This is a genomic window from Pigmentiphaga kullae (genome assembly GCF_004216695.1).
Taxonomy (GTDB): Bacteria; Pseudomonadota; Gammaproteobacteria; order Burkholderiales; family Burkholderiaceae_B; genus Pigmentiphaga; species Pigmentiphaga kullae.
Genome location: NZ_SGXC01000001.1, coordinates 1,628,019 through 1,646,318 on the forward strand (window position 1 = coordinate 1,628,019; position 18,300 = coordinate 1,646,318).

The following is an 18,300-nucleotide window of genomic DNA, read 5'->3' on the forward strand; positions in this document are numbered from 1 at the left end:
GAAAGCCCACGGTTCAACTGAAGACATAGGAAGTAGAAATGCCTCGTCGTCGCGAAGTACCCAAGCGTGAAATCCTGCCCGATCCCAAGTTCGGCAGCGTTGAACTCGCCAAATTCATGAACGTCGTCATGCTCTCCGGCAAGAAGGCCGTTGCAGAGCGGATCGTTTACGGCGCCCTCGAACAAATCCAGACCAAGACCGGCAAGGACCCCATCGAGGTGTTCGGTCAGGCGATCGGCAACGTCAAGCCCATCGTCGAGGTCAAGAGCCGCCGGGTTGGCGGCGCCAACTACCAAGTGCCGGTTGAAGTGCGCCCCGTGCGCCGCCTGGCCTTGGCTATGCGTTGGGTTCGCGAGGCCGCCAAGAAGCGTGGCGAGAAGTCCATGGACCTGCGCCTGGCCGGCGAGCTGATGGATGCGTCCGAAGGCCGCGGCGGCGCGGTCAAGAAGCGCGACGACACGCACAAGATGGCCGAGGCCAACAAGGCATTCAGCCACTTCCGCTGGTAAGCAGCACTCTTCGTTTCTCAAATGGCCCGCGGCCGATCGCCGCGGGCCAACCAGTCCAGTCACCAAGGAAATCCGATCATGGCCCGCAAGACCCCGATCGAGCGCTACCGCAACATCGGCATCTCTGCGCACATCGACGCAGGGAAGACCACCACCACCGAACGTATCCTGTTCTATACGGGCGTCAACCACAAGCTTGGCGAAGTGCACGACGGCGCCGCCACGATGGACTGGATGGAGCAGGAGCAGGAACGCGGCATCACGATCACCTCGGCTGCCACCACCTGCTTCTGGAAGGGCATGGCGGGCAATTATCCCGAGCATCGCTTCAACATCATCGACACCCCGGGGCACGTGGACTTCACGATTGAAGTCGAGCGCTCCATGCGCGTGCTGGACGGCGCCTGCATGGTGTATTGCGCCGTGGGCGGCGTGCAGCCCCAGTCGGAAACCGTCTGGCGCCAGGCCAACAAGTACGGCGTGCCCCGTCTCGCGTTCGTCAACAAGATGGACCGCACCGGCGCGAACTTCTTCAAGGTCTACGAGCAGATGCGTCTGCGCCTGAAGGCCAACCCGGTTCCGCTGCAAGTGCCGATCGGCGCCGAGGACTCGTTCAAGGGCGTGGTCGACCTGGTCAAGATGAAGTCCATCCTGTGGGATGACGCCACCCAGGGCACCAAGTTCGACTACGGCGACATTCCCGCCGAGTTGGCCGATACCTGCAGCGAATGGCGCGAAAAGCTGGTCGAGGCGGCTGCCGAGTCGTCCGAAGAGCTGATGAACAAGTACCTGGAATCCGGCGAGCTGTCGGAAGCCGAGATCAAGTCCGCCATCCGCCAGCGCACCATCGCCGGCGAGATCCAGCCCATGCTGTGCGGCACCGCCTTCAAGAACAAGGGCGTGCAGGCCATGCTGGACGCGGTCATCGACTACCTGCCCTCGCCGGTCGACATCCCCCCGGTCGATGGTACCGACGAGAACGACCAGCCGGTGGTCCGCAAGGCCGACGACAAGGAAAAGTTCTCGGCGCTGGCGTTCAAGCTGATGACGGACCCGTTCGTCGGCCAGCTGACCTTCATCCGCGTGTATTCGGGCGTGCTGAACTCCGGCGACACCGTCTACAACGCGATCAAGGGCAAGAAAGAGCGCGTCGGCCGTATCCTGCAGATGCACGCCAACCAGCGTGAAGAAATCAAGGAAGTGCTGGCGGGCGACATCGCCGCGGCCGTGGGCCTGAAGGACGTCACGACCGGCGAAACGCTGTGCGATCCGGAATCGATCGTCACGCTGGAAAAGATGGAGTTCCCCGAGCCCGTGATCGCGCAGGCCGTCGAACCCAAGACCAAGGCCGACCAGGAAAAGATGGGCATCGCCCTGAACCGCCTGGCCGCCGAGGATCCGTCGTTCCGCGTGCGCACCGATGAAGAATCGGGCCAGACCATCATTGCCGGCATGGGCGAGCTCCACCTGGAAATCCTGGTCGACCGCATGAAGCGCGAATTCGGCGTTGACGCCAACGTCGGCAAGCCCCAGGTGGCCTACCGCGAAACCATCCGCAAGGTCTGCGAAGAGTCCGAAGGCAAGTTCGTCAAGCAGTCGGGCGGCCGCGGCCAGTACGGCCACGTGGTGCTGAAGGTCGAGCCCCAGGAAGCCGGCAAGGGCTTCGAGTTCGTCGACGCGATCAAGGGCGGCGTGGTGCCCCGTGAATTCATCCCGGCCGTGGAAAAGGGTTGTATCGACACCCTGCAGGCGGGCGTGATGGCCGGTTATCCGGTGGTGGACGTCAAGGTCACGCTGTTCTTCGGTTCGTACCACGACGTGGACTCGAACGAAAACGCGTTCAAGATGGCTGCCTCGATGGCCTTCAAGGACGGCATGCGCAAGGCCAACCCCGTGCTGCTCGAGCCCATGATGGCCGTGGAAGTCGAGACGCCGGAAGACTATGCCGGTACCGTGATGGGCGATCTGTCCTCGCGGCGCGGCATGGTCCAGGGCATGGACGACATGGTCGGCGGTGGCAAGGTCATCAAGGCCGAGGTTCCCCTGGCCGAGATGTTCGGTTATTCCACCTCGCTGCGTTCCGCGACCCAGGGTCGCGCGACGTACACGATGGAATTCAAGCACTACGCGGAAGCGCCGAAGAACGTCGCCGACGCAATCATCAGCGCCCGCGCCAAGTAATTGGCGACAGGCAAGTAATCGTTAAATCTCCAGGCAAACTGCAGGAAGAGAGAACATGGCAAAAGGCAAGTTTGAGCGTACCAAGCCGCACGTGAACGTGGGCACGATCGGTCACGTTGACCACGGCAAGACGACGCTGACGGCGGCGATCACGACGGTGCTGTCGAAGCAGTTCGGCGGCGAGGCGAAGGCGTACGACCAGATCGACGCGGCGCCGGAAGAAAAGGCGCGTGGCATCACGATCAACACGGCGCACGTGGAATACGAGACGCAGACGCGGCACTACGCGCACGTCGACTGCCCGGGCCACGCGGACTACGTGAAGAACATGATCACGGGCGCGGCGCAGATGGACGGCGCGATCCTGGTGGTGTCGGCCGCTGACGGCCCGATGCCGCAGACGCGCGAGCACATCCTGCTGTCGCGCCAGGTTGGCGTGCCGTACATCATCGTGTTCCTGAACAAGGCGGACCTGGTTGACGACGCCGAGCTGCTGGAACTGGTGGAAATGGAAGTTCGGGAACTGCTGTCGAAGTACGACTTCCCGGGCGACGATACGCCGATCGTGAAGGGCTCGGCCCGCATGGCGCTGGACGGCGACAAGGGCGAGCTGGGCGAGCAGGCGATCCTGCAACTGGCTGCGGCGCTGGATTCGTACATCCCGACGCCCGAGCGCGCGGTCGACGGCGCGTTCCTGATGCCGGTGGAAGACGTGTTCTCGATCTCGGGTCGCGGCACGGTGGTGACGGGCCGTATCGAGCGCGGCGTCATCAAGGTCGGCGAGGAAATCGAAATCGTCGGTATCAAGGACACGGTCAAGACGACGTGCACGGGCGTGGAAATGTTCCGCAAGCTGCTGGACCAGGGCCAGGCCGGTGACAACGTCGGTATCCTGCTGCGCGGCACCAAGCGTGAAGACGTCGAGCGGGGCCAGGTTCTGGCCAAGCCCGGTTCGATCACGCCGCACACCGATTTCACGGCGGAAGTGTACGTGCTGTCGAAGGACGAAGGCGGCCGCCACACGCCGTTCTTCCAGGGCTATCGTCCCCAGTTCTACTTCCGTACGACGGACGTGACGGGCACGATCGAGCTGCCGGAAGGCAAGGAAATGGTGCTGCCGGGCGACAACGTGTCGATCACGGTGCGTCTGCTGGCCCCCATCGCCATGGAAGAAGGTCTGCGCTTCGCCATCCGTGAAGGCGGTCGTACCGTCGGCGCCGGCGTCGTCGCCAAGATCGTTAAGTAAGACCCCCCTACGCGCTTACGCGCGCCCCCCGGGGGGCGGGACTGGCGGACCGGCGGAGCCGGATCCGCTGTCCCCTGGATCGGGGGCGTGGTAGTGCGGAAGGTGTGGTTGTGGTGCCAGCGGTATCTGACTACTACCGAGGCGAGGTTTCCTCGCCTCATCGCTCTTTAGGATATTTCATGAAAAAGCAGAAGATTCGCATCCGCCTCAAGGCGTTCGATTACAAGCTCATCGACCAGTCGGCCGCCGAGATCGTCGAAACCGCCAAGCGCACGGGTGCCGTGGTCCGTGGTCCGGTTCCCCTGCCGACCCGTATCCGCCGCTACGATCTGCTGCGTTCGCCGCACGTCAACAAGACGTCGCGCGACCAGTTCGAGATCCGCACCCATCAGCGCCTGATGGACATCGTGGATCCCACCGACAAGACCGTGGACGCGCTGATGCGCCTGGACCTGCCGGCTGGCGTGGATGTGGAAATCGCTTTGCAGTGACGTGGTATTTGCGCCCGGGGCTTGAAAAGGCCGCCGGGCGCAGGCTATACTAGCCGGCTAGCCCGTGGGTAAACCCTCATGGGCTTTTGGCACGTATTTATTCCGGTGGGGGTTCCCCGGCATTTTTCCCGGATCGTGCCGCCAGCAATCACTATCGCATCAATGTAGGCGCAGCGCCCCTGGCGTTGCTGACCGGCGCCGCACCCCGGTGTGACGCCACTTTTAGCCCCGGCCAATCGTAGTCGGGAATGGAGAAAACGATGTCGACCCAATCGACGGCCTCCACGCCAGCCGCATTCCGGCTCGGCCTGGTGGGTCGCAAGGTTGGCATGACCCGCATTTTCACGGACGATGGCGAGTCCATCCCCGTGACCGTGCTGGACGTGTCGAACAACCGTGTGACCCAGGTCAAATCCCCGCAAACGGACGGTTATGCCGCCGTTCAGGTCACGTTCGGTACGCGCCGTGCTTCGCGCGTCACCAAGCCCCTTACCGGCCATTTCGCGAAAGCGGGTGCCGAAGCGGGCAGCGTGCTCAAGGAATTCCGCCTTGATCCGGCCAAAGCGGCCGAGTTCGCTCCGGGCGCAGTCATCACCGTGGAATCCGTGTTCACGGTCGGCCAGAAGGTCGACGTGACGGGCACGACCATCGGTAAGGGCTTCTCGGGCGCGATCAAGCGTCACAACTTCTCGTCGAACCGCGCTTCGCACGGTAACTCGGTGTCGCACAACTCGGCTGGCTCCATCGGTATGGCGCAGGATCCGGGCCGTGTGTTCCCGGGCAAGAAGATGGCCGGCCACTACGGCGACGTCACCCGCACCGTGCAGAACCTCGACGTGATCCGCGTGGACGCCGAGCGCGGCCTGCTGCTGGTCCGTGGCGCCGTCCCGGGCCATGCCGGCGCGAACATCGTCGTTCGTCCCGCTGTGAAAGGAGCCTGAACATGGCAGATCTCAAGCTCCTGAATGACCAGGGCCAGGTCGCTGCGACCGTCAGCGCCCCCGATACGGTCTTCGGCCGCGAATTCAACGAAGCGCTGGTGCACCAGGTCGTTGTCGCCTACCAGGCCAACGCCCGCAGCGGCAACCGCGCCCAGAAGGACCGCACGGAAGTCAAGCACTCCACCAAGAAGCCCTGGCGCCAGAAGGGTACCGGCCGCGCTCGCGCCGGTATGACCTCGTCGCCGCTGTGGCGTGGGGGTGGTCGCATTTTCCCGAATTCGCCTGAAGAAAACTTCAGCCAGAAAGTGAACAAGAAGATGTACCGCGCCGGTGTGCGGTCGATCTTGTCGCAGCTGGCCCGCGAAGACCGGATCGCGATCGTCGAGAACTTCGTGGTCGATTCGCCCAAGACCAAGGTGGCCGCCGACAAGCTCAAGAGCCTGGGCTTGAACTCGGTCCTCATCATTACCGATACGGTTGACGAAAACCTCTATCTGGCCACGCGCAATCTGCCGCACGTGGCGGTGGTCGAGTCCCGTTATGCCGATCCGCTGTCGCTGATCCACTACAACAAAGTGTTGATCACCAAGCCCGCGATCGCTCAGCTCGAGGAGATGCTGGGATGAGCAACGACCGTCTGCTCCAGGTTCTGCTGGCCCCGATCGTCTCTGAAAAGAGCACGTTCATCGCCGACAAGAACCAGCAAGTGGCTTTCCGCGTCCTGCAAGACGCCACCAAGCCGGAAATCAAGGCTGCCGTCGAACTGCTCTTCAAGGTGCAGGTCGAGTCCGTGCAGGTTCTCAATACCAAGGGCAAAGTCAAGCGCTTTGGCCGCTTCATCGGTCGCCGCCGCAACGAGCGCAAGGCGTACGTGTCGCTGAAGCCGGGTCAGGAAATCGACTTTGCGCAGGAGGTGAAGTAAATGCCCCTCGTCAAGCTGAAGCCGACTTCCGCCGGTCGCCGCGCGATGGTGAAGGTGGTTCACCCCCACCTGCACAAAGGTCGCCCGCTCGACAGTCTGCTCGAAAAGCAGATGCAGAATGCCGGCCGCAACAACAACGGCCATATCACCACGCGCCATCGCGGCGGTGGTCACAAGCAACATTATCGTGTGGTCGATTTCAAGCGCACCAAGGACGGCATCCCGGCCAAGGTCGAGCGCATCGAATACGATCCCAACCGGACGGCGCACATCGCTCTGCTGTGCTATGCCGACGGCGAACGTCGCTACATCATCGCCCCGCGCGGTCTTGAAGTCGGCGCCACGCTGGTGTCTGGTAGCGAAGCGCCCATCCGCGCTGGCAATACCCTGCCGATCCGCAACATCCCGGTCGGTAGCACCATCCACTGCGTGGAAATGATCCCTGGCAAGGGCGCCCAGATGGTGCGTTCGGCGGGTGGATCGGCCGTGCTGCTGGCTCGTGAAGGTACCTATGCCCAGGTTCGCCTGCGTTCGGGCGAAGTCCGCAAGGTGCACATCGAGTGCCGTGCGACCATCGGCGAAGTCAGCAACGAAGAGCATGGCCTGCGCCAGATCGGCAAGGCCGGTGCCACCCGTTGGCGCGGCATTCGCCCCACCGTTCGCGGTGTTGCCATGAACCCGATCGACCACCCGCACGGTGGTGGTGAAGGCCGTACTGGCGAAGCCCGTGAGCCGGTCAGCCCCTGGGGCACTCCGTCCAAGGGTTTCAAGACCCGCCGCAACAAGCGGACGAGCAATATGATCGTCCAGCGGCGCAAGAAGAAGTAAGCGAGGCGAGCCATGTCACGTTCGATTAAAAAAGGCCCGTTTGTCGACCTGCACCTTCTGAAGAAGGTTGAGTCGGCCACGGCCGGCAAAGACAAGCGCCCGATCAAGACCTGGTCGCGTCGTTCCACGATCCTGCCCGAGTTCATCGGTCTGACGATCGCGGTTCACAATGGTCGCCAGCATGTTCCCGTGTATGTCAACGAGAACATGGTCGGTCACAAACTCGGCGAGTTCGCGCTGACCCGTACGTTCAAGGGTCACGCTGCGGACAAGAAGGCCAAGAGGTAAGCGCGATGGAAACCACTGCGATTGTTCGTGGCGTACGCGTGTCGGCCCAGAAGGCCCGTCTGGTCGCGGATATGATCCGCGGCAAGTCGGTGGCCCAGGCCATCAACATTCTGACGTTCACGCCCAAGAAGTCCGCCGGCATCATCAAGAAGGCGGTCGAATCCGCCATCGCGAATGCCGAGCACAACGACGGTGCCGATATCGACGAACTGAAGGTGAAAACCATCTACGTCGACAAGGGCGCGTCGCTCAAGCGTTTCGACGCCCGCGCCAAGGGCCGGGGCGTCAAGATCGAGAAGCAGACCTGCCACATCGTGGTCAAGGTCGGCAGCTAAGGAGCCACGATGGGACAGAAAATTCACCCGACCGGGTTCCGTCTCTCGGTCAGCCGTAACTGGTCTTCCCGCTGGTACGCCAGCGGAAGCGCTTACGCCAACATGCTGGCGGAAGACATCAAGGTCCGCGAATACCTGAAGAAGAAGCTCAAAGGCGCTTCGGTGGGTCGCGTGATCATCGAGCGTCCTGCCAAGAACGCGCGCGTCACGGTCTACTCGGCTCGTCCGGGTGTCGTGATCGGCAAGAAAGGCGAGGACATCGAAATCCTGAAGGCCGATCTGCAGCGTCTGATGGGCGTGCCCGTGCACGTCAATATCGAAGAAATCCGCAAGCCGGAAATCGACGCCCAGCTGATCGCCGACTCGATCGCCCAGCAGCTCGAAAAGCGCATCATGTTCCGCCGCGCGATGAAGCGCGCCATGCAGAACGCCATGCGCCTGGGCGCCCAGGGCATCAAGATCATGAGCGCCGGTCGCCTGAACGGTATCGAGATCGCCCGTACGGAATGGTATCGCGAAGGCCGTGTGCCGCTGCACACCCTGCGCGCCAACATCGACTACGGCACGTCCGAAGCCGGCACGACCTATGGTCTGATCGGTATCAAGGTGTGGGTCTACAAGGGCGATACGCTGGGCTCGGCCGAGCTGGCCGCCGCCCCTGAAGCCACCAAGGACGAAGAGCGCAAGCCGCGCCGCGGTCCGCGTAACGACCGTCCGGGCAATCGCCCCGGCGCCGGTCGTGGTCGCGGCGGCCGCCGGCCCGAAGGCGAGGCAGCTGCTGCCGCGCCCGAGGGTGGTGCCCGGCGTGCGCCGCGCAAGCCGGCTGCTGACGCGGCCGCGCCTGCCAAAGACGGAGAATAAGCATGCTGCAGCCATCGCGCAGGAAATACCGCAAGGAACAAAAGGGCCGCAATACCGGCCTGGCTACGCGCGGCGCCAACGTTTCGTTCGGCGAATTCGGTCTGAAGGCCACGGGTCGTGGCCGCCTGACCGCTCGCCAGATCGAGTCGGCCCGTCGTGCCATCACCCGCCACATCAAGCGTGGCGGCCGTATCTGGATCCGCGTCTTCCCGGACAAGCCGATCTCGCAGAAGCCCGCCGAAGTCCGGATGGGTAACGGCAAGGGCAACCCGGAGTACTGGGTCGCCGAGATCCAGCCCGGCAAGGTGCTGTACGAAATGGAAGGCGTCAACGAAGAACTGGCGCGCGAGGCGTTCCGCCTGGCGGCTGCCAAGCTTCCGATCTCGACCGTCTTCGTGACGCGTCATCTCGGAACGTAAGGAGATAGCAATGAAGGCAAGCGAACTCCGTTCGAAAGACGCCGGCGAGCTCGGCAAGGAGCTCGAGGGTCTGCTTAGGGCTCAGTTCAGTCTGCGCATGCAGCTGGCTACCCAGCAGCTTTCCAATACCAGCCAGCTCGGCAAGGTGCGCCGCGACATCGCGCGCGTCCGTACCGTGCTGCGCGAGAAAGCCGGGAAGTAATCATGAGCGAAACCAAGCTGAAGCGTACGCTGACCGGTCGTGTGGTCAGCGACAAGATGAACAAGACGGTAACCGTGATGGTCGAGCGGCGGGTCAAGCACCCGCTGTACGGCAAGATCGTCGTCCGGTCCGCCAAGTACCACGCTCACGACGAAACCAACCAGTACAAGACCGGTGATCTGGTCGAGATCTCGGAAACCCGTCCGGTTTCCAAGACCAAGGCCTGGTCGGTGGTGCGTCTGGTCGAAGCCGCCCGGATCATCTGAGCGCGCTTTACCGGCGCCGCAAGCGCGTCGTAGAAGAAACCGCCCGAGTCGCAAGGCTCTGGCGGTTTTTTTCGTCCGGCCACATGCAAAGGCACGGACTTTGCTTCCTGCTCCGGCATGTTCTCGGATCTCAAGCACCTCTCCCACCGCGCCGCCTGGCAACGGCAGCTGGAAATGCTGCTCGAGTCCGCCGGCGACGGCATCTATGGCATCGATCTGAGAGGGCGCTGCATCTTCATCAACCGGGCCGGCGCGGATATGCTGGGCTACAGCCCGGACGAAGTGGTGGGCCGCAACATGCACTACCTCATCCACCACTCCCATTCCGACCGCACCCTGATGCACGTCCAGGACTGCCGCATCTTCCGGGCGTTCCGGGAGGGGCGGGGCATACGGGTCGAGGACGAGGTCCTGTGGCGCCGGGATGGAAGTTGCTTCGATGCCCAGTACGCGTCCTACCCCATCCGCGATCATGACCGGGTGGTCGGCGCGGTCGTGACTTTCTCGGACATTTCCGCGCGCCGGCGCATCGAGGGGGAATTGCAGCGCACCCATGCGCTGCTCGAACGCCGGGTACAGGAGCGCACCGCCAGGCTGCAGACCGCGCATGAGTCGCTGCGCCGGCTGAGCGCGCACCTGAGCACCCTGCGCGAGGAGGAGCGCGCGCACATCGCGCGCAACATCCACGACGATCTGGGGGCTTCGTTCACCGCGCTGCGCCTGGACCTCGACTGGCTGTCGCGGCGGCTGGCGGGGCAGGAGGCATTGCAGGCGCACGTGGGCCGCATGCTTGGGGTTGCGCAGCAGGCCATGGAGTCCACGCGGCGAATCGTGAACGATCTGCGCCCCGCGGTGCTGGATCATCTGGGGCTGTGGGCGGCGCTGGAGACGCTGCTTCAAGATCTGCAGGTCCGGGGCGAACTGGCTTGCCGCTATCTGTGCGCGGCCGAAGCGGAACGGTGCCGCCTCGGGCGGGCAGCCGAGATCGAGATCTACCGCATCGTGCAGGAGTTGCTGACCAACGTACAGCGCCACGCCCGCGCCCGCTGCGTGAGCTTGAGCGTGGAGATCCGGGAGCGGAATCTGGTCGTCGAGCTGGAGGATGACGGGATCGGCATGCAACTGCCCGAGCCGGCCCATACGTTCGGCATCCTGGGCATGCGCGAGCGCGCCCGCTCGATCAACGGCGTGCTGGAACTGGACAGCGCGCCGGGAGCCGGTACGCGCGCGCGGCTGACGTTGCAGGAAATCTCGGTGTAGCGCGATGGGGCTGGGCATACTGATCGTCGACGACCACATGATCATTCGCCAGGGCCTGGCCAGGCTGCTGGCCGAGGACCCGCGCATCGGACGGGTCGCCGAGGCCGCGGACGGGCCCTCGGCGCTGCGCACCCTGCGCCAGGGCGGATACCGGGCGATGGTGCTGGATATCGCGCTGGAAGAGCGCGATGGCCTGGATGTCCTCAAATCGGTGCGCGCCGAGTTTCCCGCGGTGGGCGTGGTCATGCTGTCGGTCTATCCCGAGTCCCAATTGGCCGTGCGTGCGCTGCGAGCCGGCGCGCATGCCTATCTGAACAAGGGATGCGAGCCGGGCGAGCTGCGCGACGCACTGGTCAGCGCGGCGGCGGGCAAGACCTACCTCACGCCCGGCGTGGCCGAGTTGCTCGCCAGCACGGTGCGCCAGGATCGGCCGCGGGCGCCGCACGAACTGCTGTCGAATCGCGAGTTCCAGGTGCTGCATCTGCTCGTGGCGGGCAAGTCGGTATCCGCCATCGGCGAGCAACTGGCCTTGTCGGCCAATACCATTTCCACCTACCGCGGCCGCATCTTCGAGAAGCTGGGAGTTCGCAGCGTCGCGGAACTGGTGACCTACGCGCGGCAGCACGAGCTGCGTCCCGTATAGGGGCATCGCGCACCAATGGTGGGCATTGCGCGCACCGCGTAGTTCGATCACTACAAATTTTTCGTTGGAACCGCGATATCCGCAACCGGCCCGCTCGCCCATGATGTGTCGCATGCGGTGCCGCGATGGGTGGCAGCGCCGGACGTGACGCGGATGGATCGCCATGAGGAAAAACGGGTTCAGGCTGGGCATCTATGTGTTCAAGGATGCCGAGGTCATCGACTACGCCGCGCCCTATGGGGTTTTCTCGGTGGCGCGCCGGCTCGATCCGGAGCTGGACGTGTTCCTGGTGGCCGATGCGCTGCGGCCGGTTCAGACCCAGGCCGGCCTGACCGTCGTGCCCGCCTATGGCTTCAATGATTCGCCGGCGATGGATGCCTTGCTCATTCCCGGCGGCCTGGGCACGCGCCAGGAAATGCACAACCGCCGCCTCCACGACTACATCCGTGCACAGCCTTCGGACTGCCTGCTGACGAGTGTATGCACCGGCTCGTGGATCTATGCCCGGATGGGGCTGCTCGATGGCTTGCCGGCTACCAGCCGCAAGGAGCCGGATCGTCTGGAAGCCTCGCACCTGGGGCGCACGCCCATCGACCGCCTGGCCACGCTGGCCCCGGCCTGCCGCATCAGCCGCGCGCGCGTGGTCGACGCGGGCAGGGTCGTGACGGCCGGGGGAATATCCAGCGGCCACGAACTCGGCCTGCACCTGCTGCGCCGGGCCGGCTACGCAGAGAGTTTCATCGAAGATACCGCGCGGATCATGGAATACCACCGCGCTTATGCCCTGTATCGGGAAGACATCGAGTTCGCCTCGCCGCCGTCCGCCGATACCTTCCCTGCCAACGACTGACTGGAGCATGCCCATGTCGCTGTTTCGCAATCCTTTCGATGCCCGGACCCGCCTGACCTGCGGTTGCGGCCGCCATGCCAGCCAGGCCGAACATGAGCAGGCCGTGCGCGCGCAGGGCGAAGCCCTGCAGTCCCACGCGGTCGAGAGCGCGGTCATGCGTGCGCTGTTTCCGGAGGACGGCCTGCGCCGGGTGTTCCTCAAGGCAGTGGGCAGCGGTACCGCGATGGCGGCCATCGGCGCACTGTTTCCGCTGGCCGCCGCGAAGGAGGCCTTCGCCCAGAGCGGCGGCCCCCTGGAGAAGCAGAAACTGAAGGTGGGCTTCATTCCCATCACCTGCGCCACGCCCATCATCATGGCCCATCCCATGGGCTTCTACGCCAAGCAGGGGCTGGACGTGACCGTGGACAAGGCGGCGGGGTGGGCGCTGATCCGCGACAAGGCCATGGCGGGCGAATACGATGCCGCCCACATGCTGTCGCCGATGCCGCTGGCCATCACGCTCGGGGCCGGCACGGCCAGCGCCATCCCATGGACCATGCCCGCCGTCGAGAACGTCAACGGCCAAGCCATCACGCTTTCGATCAGGCACAAGGACAAGCGGGATCCGAAGAGCTGGAAAGGCATGAAATTCGCCGTGCCATTCGATTATTCGATGCACAACTACCTGCTGCGCTACTACCTGGCCGAGCATGGGCTGGATCCCGATACGGACGTCCAGATCCGGGCCGTTCCGCCGCCGGAAATGGTCGCCAATCTGCGCGCGGACAACATCGATGGCTTCCTGGCGCCGGATCCCGTCAACCAGCGGGCGGTCTACGACGGCGTCGGTTATATCCACACGCTGTCCAAGAGCCTGTGGGAAGGGCACCCGTGCTGCGCCTTCGCGGCCAGCAAGGCATTCGTGACCCGGATGCCCAATACCTACCAGGCGCTGCTCAAGGCCATCATCGAAGCGGCCGCCTACGCGCACAACCCCTCGAACCGCAAGGAAATCGCCGCGGCCATCGCCGCGCCGAGCTACTTGAACCAACCCGTGACGGTGGTCGAGCAGGTCTTGACCGGAACCTTCGCGGATGGCCTGGGCAACGTGATCAAGGAGCCCGGCCGCATCGATTTCGATCCCATGCCGTGGCAGTCGTTCGCGATCTGGATCCTGACGCAGATGAAGCGCTGGGGGCAGATCAAGGGCGAAGTCGACTACGCGAAAGTGGCGCGCGAGGTGTTCCTGGCAACCGATGCCCTGCGCCTGATGAAGGACGCGGGCTATCCGGTGCCGGCGCAGGCCGACAAGTCGTTCAGCGTCATGGGTAAACCGTTCGATCCCGGCGCGCCGGAGAAATACCTGGCGAGCTTCAAGATCCGGAGAGCCTGATGCCGATTGCTCAACGTTGGCGTTCCGCCTTGCTGTCGCTCGCCATCCTGGCCGTGCTGCTGGCCGTGTGGCATGCGGCCAGCCTTCCCGAACAGGGCGAGGCGACGGTCGACCCGGCCTACGCGGCATTGGTGGGCAATGCCGCCGCCAGCGGTTCCAAGACCCCTTTCCCCGGGCCGGGGGAGGTGGGCGAGCAGCTATGGCGGCATCTGCGCGATCCGTTCTACGACAACGGTCCGAACGACAAGGGCCTGGGCGTACAACTGGCTTATTCGATCGGCCGCGTGCTGCTGGGCTTCGCCGCGGCTGCGGTGGTCGCGATCCCGCTGGGTTTCCTGATCGGCATGTCGCGTACCGTCCACCAGGCCTGCGATCCCTTCATCCAGGTGCTCAAGCCCATCTCGCCGCTGGCCTGGATGCCGCTCGCGCTCTACACGATCAAGGATGCGAACACGTCGGCCATATTCGTCATCTTCATCTGCTCGCTGTGGCCCATGCTGATCAACACGGCGTTCGGCGTCGGTTCGGTGCGCGGGGACTGGCTGAACGTGGCGCGCACGCTCGAAGTGTCGCGGCTGCGCACCGCGCTGATGGTGGTGCTGCCGGCGGCGGCGCCGACCATCATGACCGGCATGCGCATTTCCGTGGGCATCGCCTGGCTCGTCATCGTCGCCGCCGAGATGCTGATCGGCGGCACGGGCATCGGCTATTTCGTCTGGAACGAATGGAACAACCTGTCCATCGCCAACATCATCTGCGCCATTCTGGTCATCGGGATCGTCGGCATGGTCCTGGATACCTTGCTGGCACGCGCCGCACGCCTGGTCAGCTACAGGGAATAGCACCATGACCCGTCCATTCCTCGAAGTCGATGACTTGTGCAAGCGCTACCCCGGTCGCGACGGCAAGCCCGGCGCGCCCGTGTTCGACAAGATCGCGTTCAGCATCGACAAGGGCGAATTCGTCTGCGTGATCGGTCATTCGGGCTGCGGCAAGTCCACGATCCTGAATATCCTGGCCGGCATCGACGAGCCCAGCCGCGGCACCCTCATCATGGACGGACGCGAGATCGCGGGGCCGTCCCTCGACCGGGGAGTCGTGTTCCAGGCGCACGCGCTGCTACCTTGGCTGACCGCGCTGCAGAACGTCGAATTCGGCGTGCGGTCGCGCTGGCCGGGCCACCGGCGCGAACAAGTGCGCGAGCACAGCGTGCGCTATCTGGAGATGGTGGGCCTTGGCCATGCGCTGGACAAGAAACCTGCCGAATTGTCCGGGGGCATGAAGCAGCGCGTGGGCATCGCCCGGGCGTTCGCCATCCAGCCCAAGATGCTGTTGCTGGACGAACCCTTCGGCGCGCTGGATGCGTTGACGCGCGGCACCATCCAGGACGAATTGCTGGACATCGTCCGCGCCACCGGGCAGACGGTGTTCATGATCACACACGATGTCGATGAAGCCATCCTGCTGGCCGACCGCATCATGCTGATGAGCACCGGGCCGTACGCGCGCATCGCGCAGATGGTGCCTGTCGATCTCCCCCGGAGCCGCACCCGCGCCACGCTTCACCATGAGCCCGGCTACTACGACATTCGCAACCACCTGGTCGACTTCCTGGTCGACAAGGCTACCAAGAAGGAGTCCGTCGCATCATGATGTCCCGCATCGAAGTGACCGAACTGATCGTTTCCCGCAAGATCGAGAAGAAGCTCGGCTGGGCCGAGATCGCCAAGGTACTGGGCCAGAGCAAGGAATGGAGCACCGCCGCGCTGCTGGGCCAGATGACCCTGACCGAGGAACAGGCCCTGGCTGTCGCCAAGCTGCTGGACCTGCCCGACGACGCGGTCCTGCAACTGCAGGTCGTGCCGTACAAGGGGTCGATGCCGACCGCCGTGCCGACCGACCCGCTGATCTATCGATTCTACGAACTGATAAGCGTATACGGCACCACATTCAAGGCACTGATACACGAGGAGTTCGGCGACGGCATCATGAGCGCCATCGATTTCAAGATGGACCTGTCCCGCGAGGCCGATCCCAAGGGCGATCGCGTGCAGATCGTCATGAGCGGGAAATTCCTGCCCTACAAGACCTACTGACCCTATCCGCGGGCGCCGGCTACTGCAGTTCGAAGCGTTGGCTTCGGACTGCTTGCGAATCCAGTCCGATCTGGATTTCGAACGCGCCGGGCTCGGCCACGTGCTCCAGCCGGGCGTTGAAGAATTTCAGGTCTTCCTCGTCGATATCGAACTGGATGACGCGGGACTCGCCCGGCGCGAGGGAGATTCTCTGGAAATCCCGCAACTCCTTGACCGGACGCACGACCGATGCGGCTTCATCGCGGATGTATAGCTGGACGACGGTTTCTCCCGGGCGCCCGCCGACGTTGGCGACCGTCGCCCGCGCCGCCAGGCGGCCGCCGCGTTCCATCCGGGCGCTGCTCAGGGATACCTCGGACACCGTGAAGTCGGTATAGCTCAGGCCGTAGCCGAACGGGTAGAGCGGCCCGTTCTTTTCCTCGAAGTACTGCGAGGTGTAGTTGCCCGGCTTGCCTTCGACGAAGGGCCGGCCCACGCGGGGATGGTTGTAGTAGGTCGGGATCTGGCCGATCGAGCGGGGAAAGGAGATGGGCAGCTTGCCGGCGGGGTTGTAGTCGCCGAACACCACGTCGGCGATGGCATGGCCGCCCTCCGTGCCGCTGTACCAGGTCTCGAGCAGGGCGTCGGCGTTGGCGCTTTCCCATTGCAGGTCCAGCGGCCGGCCGTTCATCAGCACCAGCACCAGCGGCTTGCCGGTGGCCTTGAGCGCATGCAGCAGCGCGCGCTGGCTGGCGGGGATGTCCAGGCGGGTGCGGCTGGAGGACTCGTGCGACATGCCGCGCGACTCTCCCACCGCGGCGACGATGACGTCGGCCTGCCGGGCGATGCGGACGGCCTCGGCGATCATGTCGGCGGGCGGCCGCGGGTCCTGGAAGACTTCCTTGTGGTCCCAGTTCAGGAAGTTCAGGTAGTCGACGATGCGGGCATCGTCGGTGATATTGGCTCCGCGCGCGTACAGCAGTCGGCCCTGGCCGCGCATGGCTTCCTCCATGCCCTGCCGCAGCGTGACCGAGGATGTGCTCTTGCCCGCCGCCGACCAACTGCCCATCATGTCCAGCGGCGAATCGGCCAGCGGGCCCACCAGCGCGACGGTGGCGGCCCTGTCCAGGGGCAGGGCCCGGTTGCGGTTCTCCAGCAGGACCATCGACTTGCGGGCTATCTCGCGTGCATCCGTGCGGTGCATGCGGCTTTCGGCATACAGATCGGGCGGATCGTCGGCCGCGGCGCCTATGCGCAGATAGGGATCGTGGAACAGGCCCATGTCGTACTTGGCGCCCAGCACGTTGCGCACCGACCGGTCGATCTCGGCGACGGTGACCTCGCCCGATTTCACCAGACCCGGCAGTTCCTGCAGATACAGCGAGTCGGCCATGCTCATGTCCACGCCCGCCTTGATGGCGAGCCGCGCGGCTTCGCGGTTGTCGTGCGCCACGCCGTGGCGGACCAGTTCGGTGATGGCCCCATGGTCGCTGATGGCGATGCCCCGGAACCCCCAGTCCTTGCGCAGCAGGTCCTGCAGCAGCCAGGTGTTGGCGCTGGCGGGGATGCCGTTGATGGAGTTCAGCGCCACCATCACGCCCCCGGCTCCGGCGTCGATGGCCGCCCGGTAGGGGGGCAGGTAGTCCTGGTACATGCGCAGCGGGCTCATGTCGACCACGTTGTAGTCGCGGCCGCCTTCGACCGCGCCGTACAGCGCGAAATGCTTGACGCTGGCCATGATGCTGTCGGCGCGCGCCGGCGACGGACCCTGGTAGCCCTGGACGGTGGCTTGCGCGATGCGCGAGACGAGGTAGGGATCCTCGCCGTAGCCTTCCGAGGTGCGGCCCCAGCGCGGATCGCGCGAGATGTCCACCATGGGCGCGAAGGTCATGTCCAGGCTGTCGGCGGCGGCCTCGATGGCCGACACGCGGGCGGCGCGTTCGATGGCGCCCATGTCCCAGCTCGACGCCAGGCCCAGGCCGATGGGGAAGATGGTCCGGTGGCCGTGCACGACGTCATAGGCGAAGAACAGCGGGATCCGCAGGCGGCTCTTCCTGGCCGCGGCGTCCTGCATCATGCGGTTGTCGACGTGGACCACCGAGTTGAACGTGCCGCCGATGCGGCCGGCCGCGATTTCCTTGGCGATCTTCTCGCGCGGCATGTCGGGGCCGATGCTGATCAGCCGAAGCTGGCCGATCTTTTCGTCCAGCGTCATTTGCGACATCAGGTCGGCGATGAAGGCTTCCTTGTCGCCCAGCAGCGCCGGATTGGCCGCGGCCTGGGCGCCGCAGGCGAGCAGGAAGGCGCACAGGCCCAGGGCGAACCGCCTTGCCATCGACGTACCTGCGGCGCCGTCAGTCCGGCGCGACAGGCGGGCAGTGAGAAGATTGCGGGGAAGGTGGAATCGATGGGAAGAGCTTGGCGCCAAGTGGTCGTCCTCCATGGGGGTCGCCCGATTGTACGGGTGCACGGCGCGATTCTGCGCCCGAGTGCGCTGGCGCGGCGCGCGGCTGTGATACTTTCCGTTTCGCCCGCGCCGCGCGGCGGCGGGGTGCGCGGGCGGTGGCACGGCAGACGGCTTGTTACAACCGCGGCCGTCCAGGCCACCAGG

Annotated in this window: 22 protein-coding genes; 21 read left to right on the forward strand and 1 reads right to left on the reverse strand. The window is 64.7% G+C overall.

What is annotated here, in order from left to right:
• Window positions 1–38 precede the first annotated feature (38 nt).
• The 21 genes from rpsG (at window position 39) to cynS (ending at window position 15,710) form a co-directional block, all read left to right on the forward strand.
• Complete coding sequence (gene rpsG, locus EV675_RS08000; RefSeq protein ID WP_087838326.1) at window positions 39–509, forward strand: 30S ribosomal protein S7; 471 nt, start codon at window positions 39–41, stop codon at window positions 507–509.
• Window positions 510–587: 78 nt separating this feature from the next.
• Entirely contained in the window at window positions 588–2,690 is a 2,103-nt protein-coding gene (fusA, locus tag EV675_RS08005; protein WP_130356769.1) for an elongation factor G, read from the forward strand.
• 55 nt (window positions 2,691–2,745) lie between these two features.
• Window positions 2,746–3,936, forward strand: a complete 1,191-nt coding sequence (tuf, locus tag EV675_RS08010) for an elongation factor Tu (RefSeq protein ID WP_130356770.1) — start codon at window positions 2,746–2,748, stop codon at window positions 3,934–3,936.
• Between the two features lie 179 nt (window positions 3,937–4,115).
• Window positions 4,116–4,427, forward strand: a complete 312-nt coding sequence (gene rpsJ / locus EV675_RS08015; protein ID WP_087779994.1) for a 30S ribosomal protein S10 — start codon at window positions 4,116–4,118, stop codon at window positions 4,425–4,427.
• Between the two features lie 248 nt (window positions 4,428–4,675).
• Window positions 4,676–5,368 carry a 50S ribosomal protein L3 gene (rplC, locus tag EV675_RS08020; RefSeq protein WP_087838323.1) on the forward strand — a complete coding sequence of 231 codons (693 nt, stop codon included), beginning with the start codon at window positions 4,676–4,678 and terminating at the stop codon, window positions 5,366–5,368.
• Between the two features lie 2 nt (window positions 5,369–5,370).
• On the forward strand, window positions 5,371–5,994 hold the full coding sequence (gene rplD / locus EV675_RS08025; RefSeq protein ID WP_087838322.1) for a 50S ribosomal protein L4: 624 nt from the start codon (window positions 5,371–5,373) through the stop codon (window positions 5,992–5,994).
• Complete coding sequence (gene rplW, locus EV675_RS08030) at window positions 5,991–6,290, forward strand: 50S ribosomal protein L23 (RefSeq protein ID WP_087779997.1); 300 nt, start codon at window positions 5,991–5,993, stop codon at window positions 6,288–6,290. Before rplD ends, rplW begins: the two co-directional genes overlap by 4 nt.
• Window positions 6,291–7,118 (forward strand): 50S ribosomal protein L2, encoded by an 828-nt coding sequence (rplB, locus tag EV675_RS08035; RefSeq protein ID WP_124687616.1) that lies wholly within the window; start codon window positions 6,291–6,293, stop codon window positions 7,116–7,118.
• A 12-nt stretch (window positions 7,119–7,130) separates the two neighbouring features.
• The gene (rpsS, locus tag EV675_RS08040; RefSeq protein WP_087838320.1) at window positions 7,131–7,406 is read left to right on the forward strand and encodes a 30S ribosomal protein S19; all 276 of its coding nucleotides are present in this window, start codon (window positions 7,131–7,133) and stop codon (window positions 7,404–7,406) included.
• A 5-nt stretch (window positions 7,407–7,411) separates the two neighbouring features.
• The gene (gene rplV / locus EV675_RS08045; protein WP_087838319.1) at window positions 7,412–7,741 is read left to right on the forward strand and encodes a 50S ribosomal protein L22; all 330 of its coding nucleotides are present in this window, start codon (window positions 7,412–7,414) and stop codon (window positions 7,739–7,741) included.
• 9 nt (window positions 7,742–7,750) lie between these two features.
• Window positions 7,751–8,602 carry a 30S ribosomal protein S3 gene (rpsC, locus tag EV675_RS08050; RefSeq protein ID WP_130356771.1) on the forward strand — a complete coding sequence of 284 codons (852 nt, stop codon included), beginning with the start codon at window positions 7,751–7,753 and terminating at the stop codon, window positions 8,600–8,602.
• Window positions 8,603–8,604: 2 nt separating this feature from the next.
• Complete coding sequence (gene rplP / locus EV675_RS08055) at window positions 8,605–9,021, forward strand: 50S ribosomal protein L16 (protein WP_087780002.1); 417 nt, start codon at window positions 8,605–8,607, stop codon at window positions 9,019–9,021.
• Window positions 9,022–9,031: 10 nt separating this feature from the next.
• Window positions 9,032–9,223, forward strand: coding sequence for a 50S ribosomal protein L29 (gene rpmC, locus EV675_RS08060; protein ID WP_087838317.1), 192 nt, complete (start codon window positions 9,032–9,034; stop codon window positions 9,221–9,223).
• A 2-nt stretch (window positions 9,224–9,225) separates the two neighbouring features.
• Window positions 9,226–9,489, forward strand: coding sequence for a 30S ribosomal protein S17 (rpsQ, locus tag EV675_RS08065; RefSeq protein WP_124687618.1), 264 nt, complete (start codon window positions 9,226–9,228; stop codon window positions 9,487–9,489).
• 117 nt (window positions 9,490–9,606) lie between these two features.
• A complete protein-coding gene (locus EV675_RS08070) occupies window positions 9,607–10,749 on the forward strand; it encodes a sensor histidine kinase (protein ID WP_130356772.1) in 1,143 nt (380 codons plus the stop codon).
• 4 nt (window positions 10,750–10,753) lie between these two features.
• A complete protein-coding gene (locus tag EV675_RS08075) occupies window positions 10,754–11,392 on the forward strand; it encodes a response regulator transcription factor (protein WP_130356773.1) in 639 nt (212 codons plus the stop codon).
• 163 nt (window positions 11,393–11,555) lie between these two features.
• Window positions 11,556–12,242: a DJ-1/PfpI family protein gene (locus EV675_RS08080; RefSeq protein ID WP_130356774.1), complete on the forward strand. Its 687-nt coding sequence runs from the start codon at window positions 11,556–11,558 to the stop codon at window positions 12,240–12,242.
• 13 nt (window positions 12,243–12,255) lie between these two features.
• A complete protein-coding gene (locus EV675_RS08085) occupies window positions 12,256–13,614 on the forward strand; it encodes a CmpA/NrtA family ABC transporter substrate-binding protein (protein ID WP_130356775.1) in 1,359 nt (452 codons plus the stop codon).
• On the forward strand, window positions 13,614–14,456 hold the full coding sequence (gene ntrB / locus EV675_RS08090; protein ID WP_130356776.1) for a nitrate ABC transporter permease: 843 nt from the start codon (window positions 13,614–13,616) through the stop codon (window positions 14,454–14,456). Before EV675_RS08085 ends, ntrB begins: the two co-directional genes overlap by 1 nt.
• Before the next feature lie 4 nt (window positions 14,457–14,460).
• On the forward strand, window positions 14,461–15,267 hold the full coding sequence (locus EV675_RS08095) for an ABC transporter ATP-binding protein (protein WP_130356777.1): 807 nt from the start codon (window positions 14,461–14,463) through the stop codon (window positions 15,265–15,267).
• Window positions 15,267–15,710, forward strand: a complete 444-nt coding sequence (gene cynS / locus EV675_RS08100) for a cyanase (protein ID WP_130357949.1) — start codon at window positions 15,267–15,269, stop codon at window positions 15,708–15,710. The genes EV675_RS08095 and cynS overlap by 1 nt, the downstream gene beginning before the upstream one ends.
• A 19-nt stretch (window positions 15,711–15,729) precedes the next feature.
• On the opposite strand, the gene bglX is transcribed toward cynS, so the two are convergent.
• Window positions 15,730–18,024, reverse strand: coding sequence for a beta-glucosidase BglX (bglX, locus tag EV675_RS08105; protein WP_130356778.1), 2,295 nt, complete (start codon window positions 18,022–18,024; stop codon window positions 15,730–15,732).
• Window positions 18,025–18,300 lie beyond the last annotated feature (276 nt).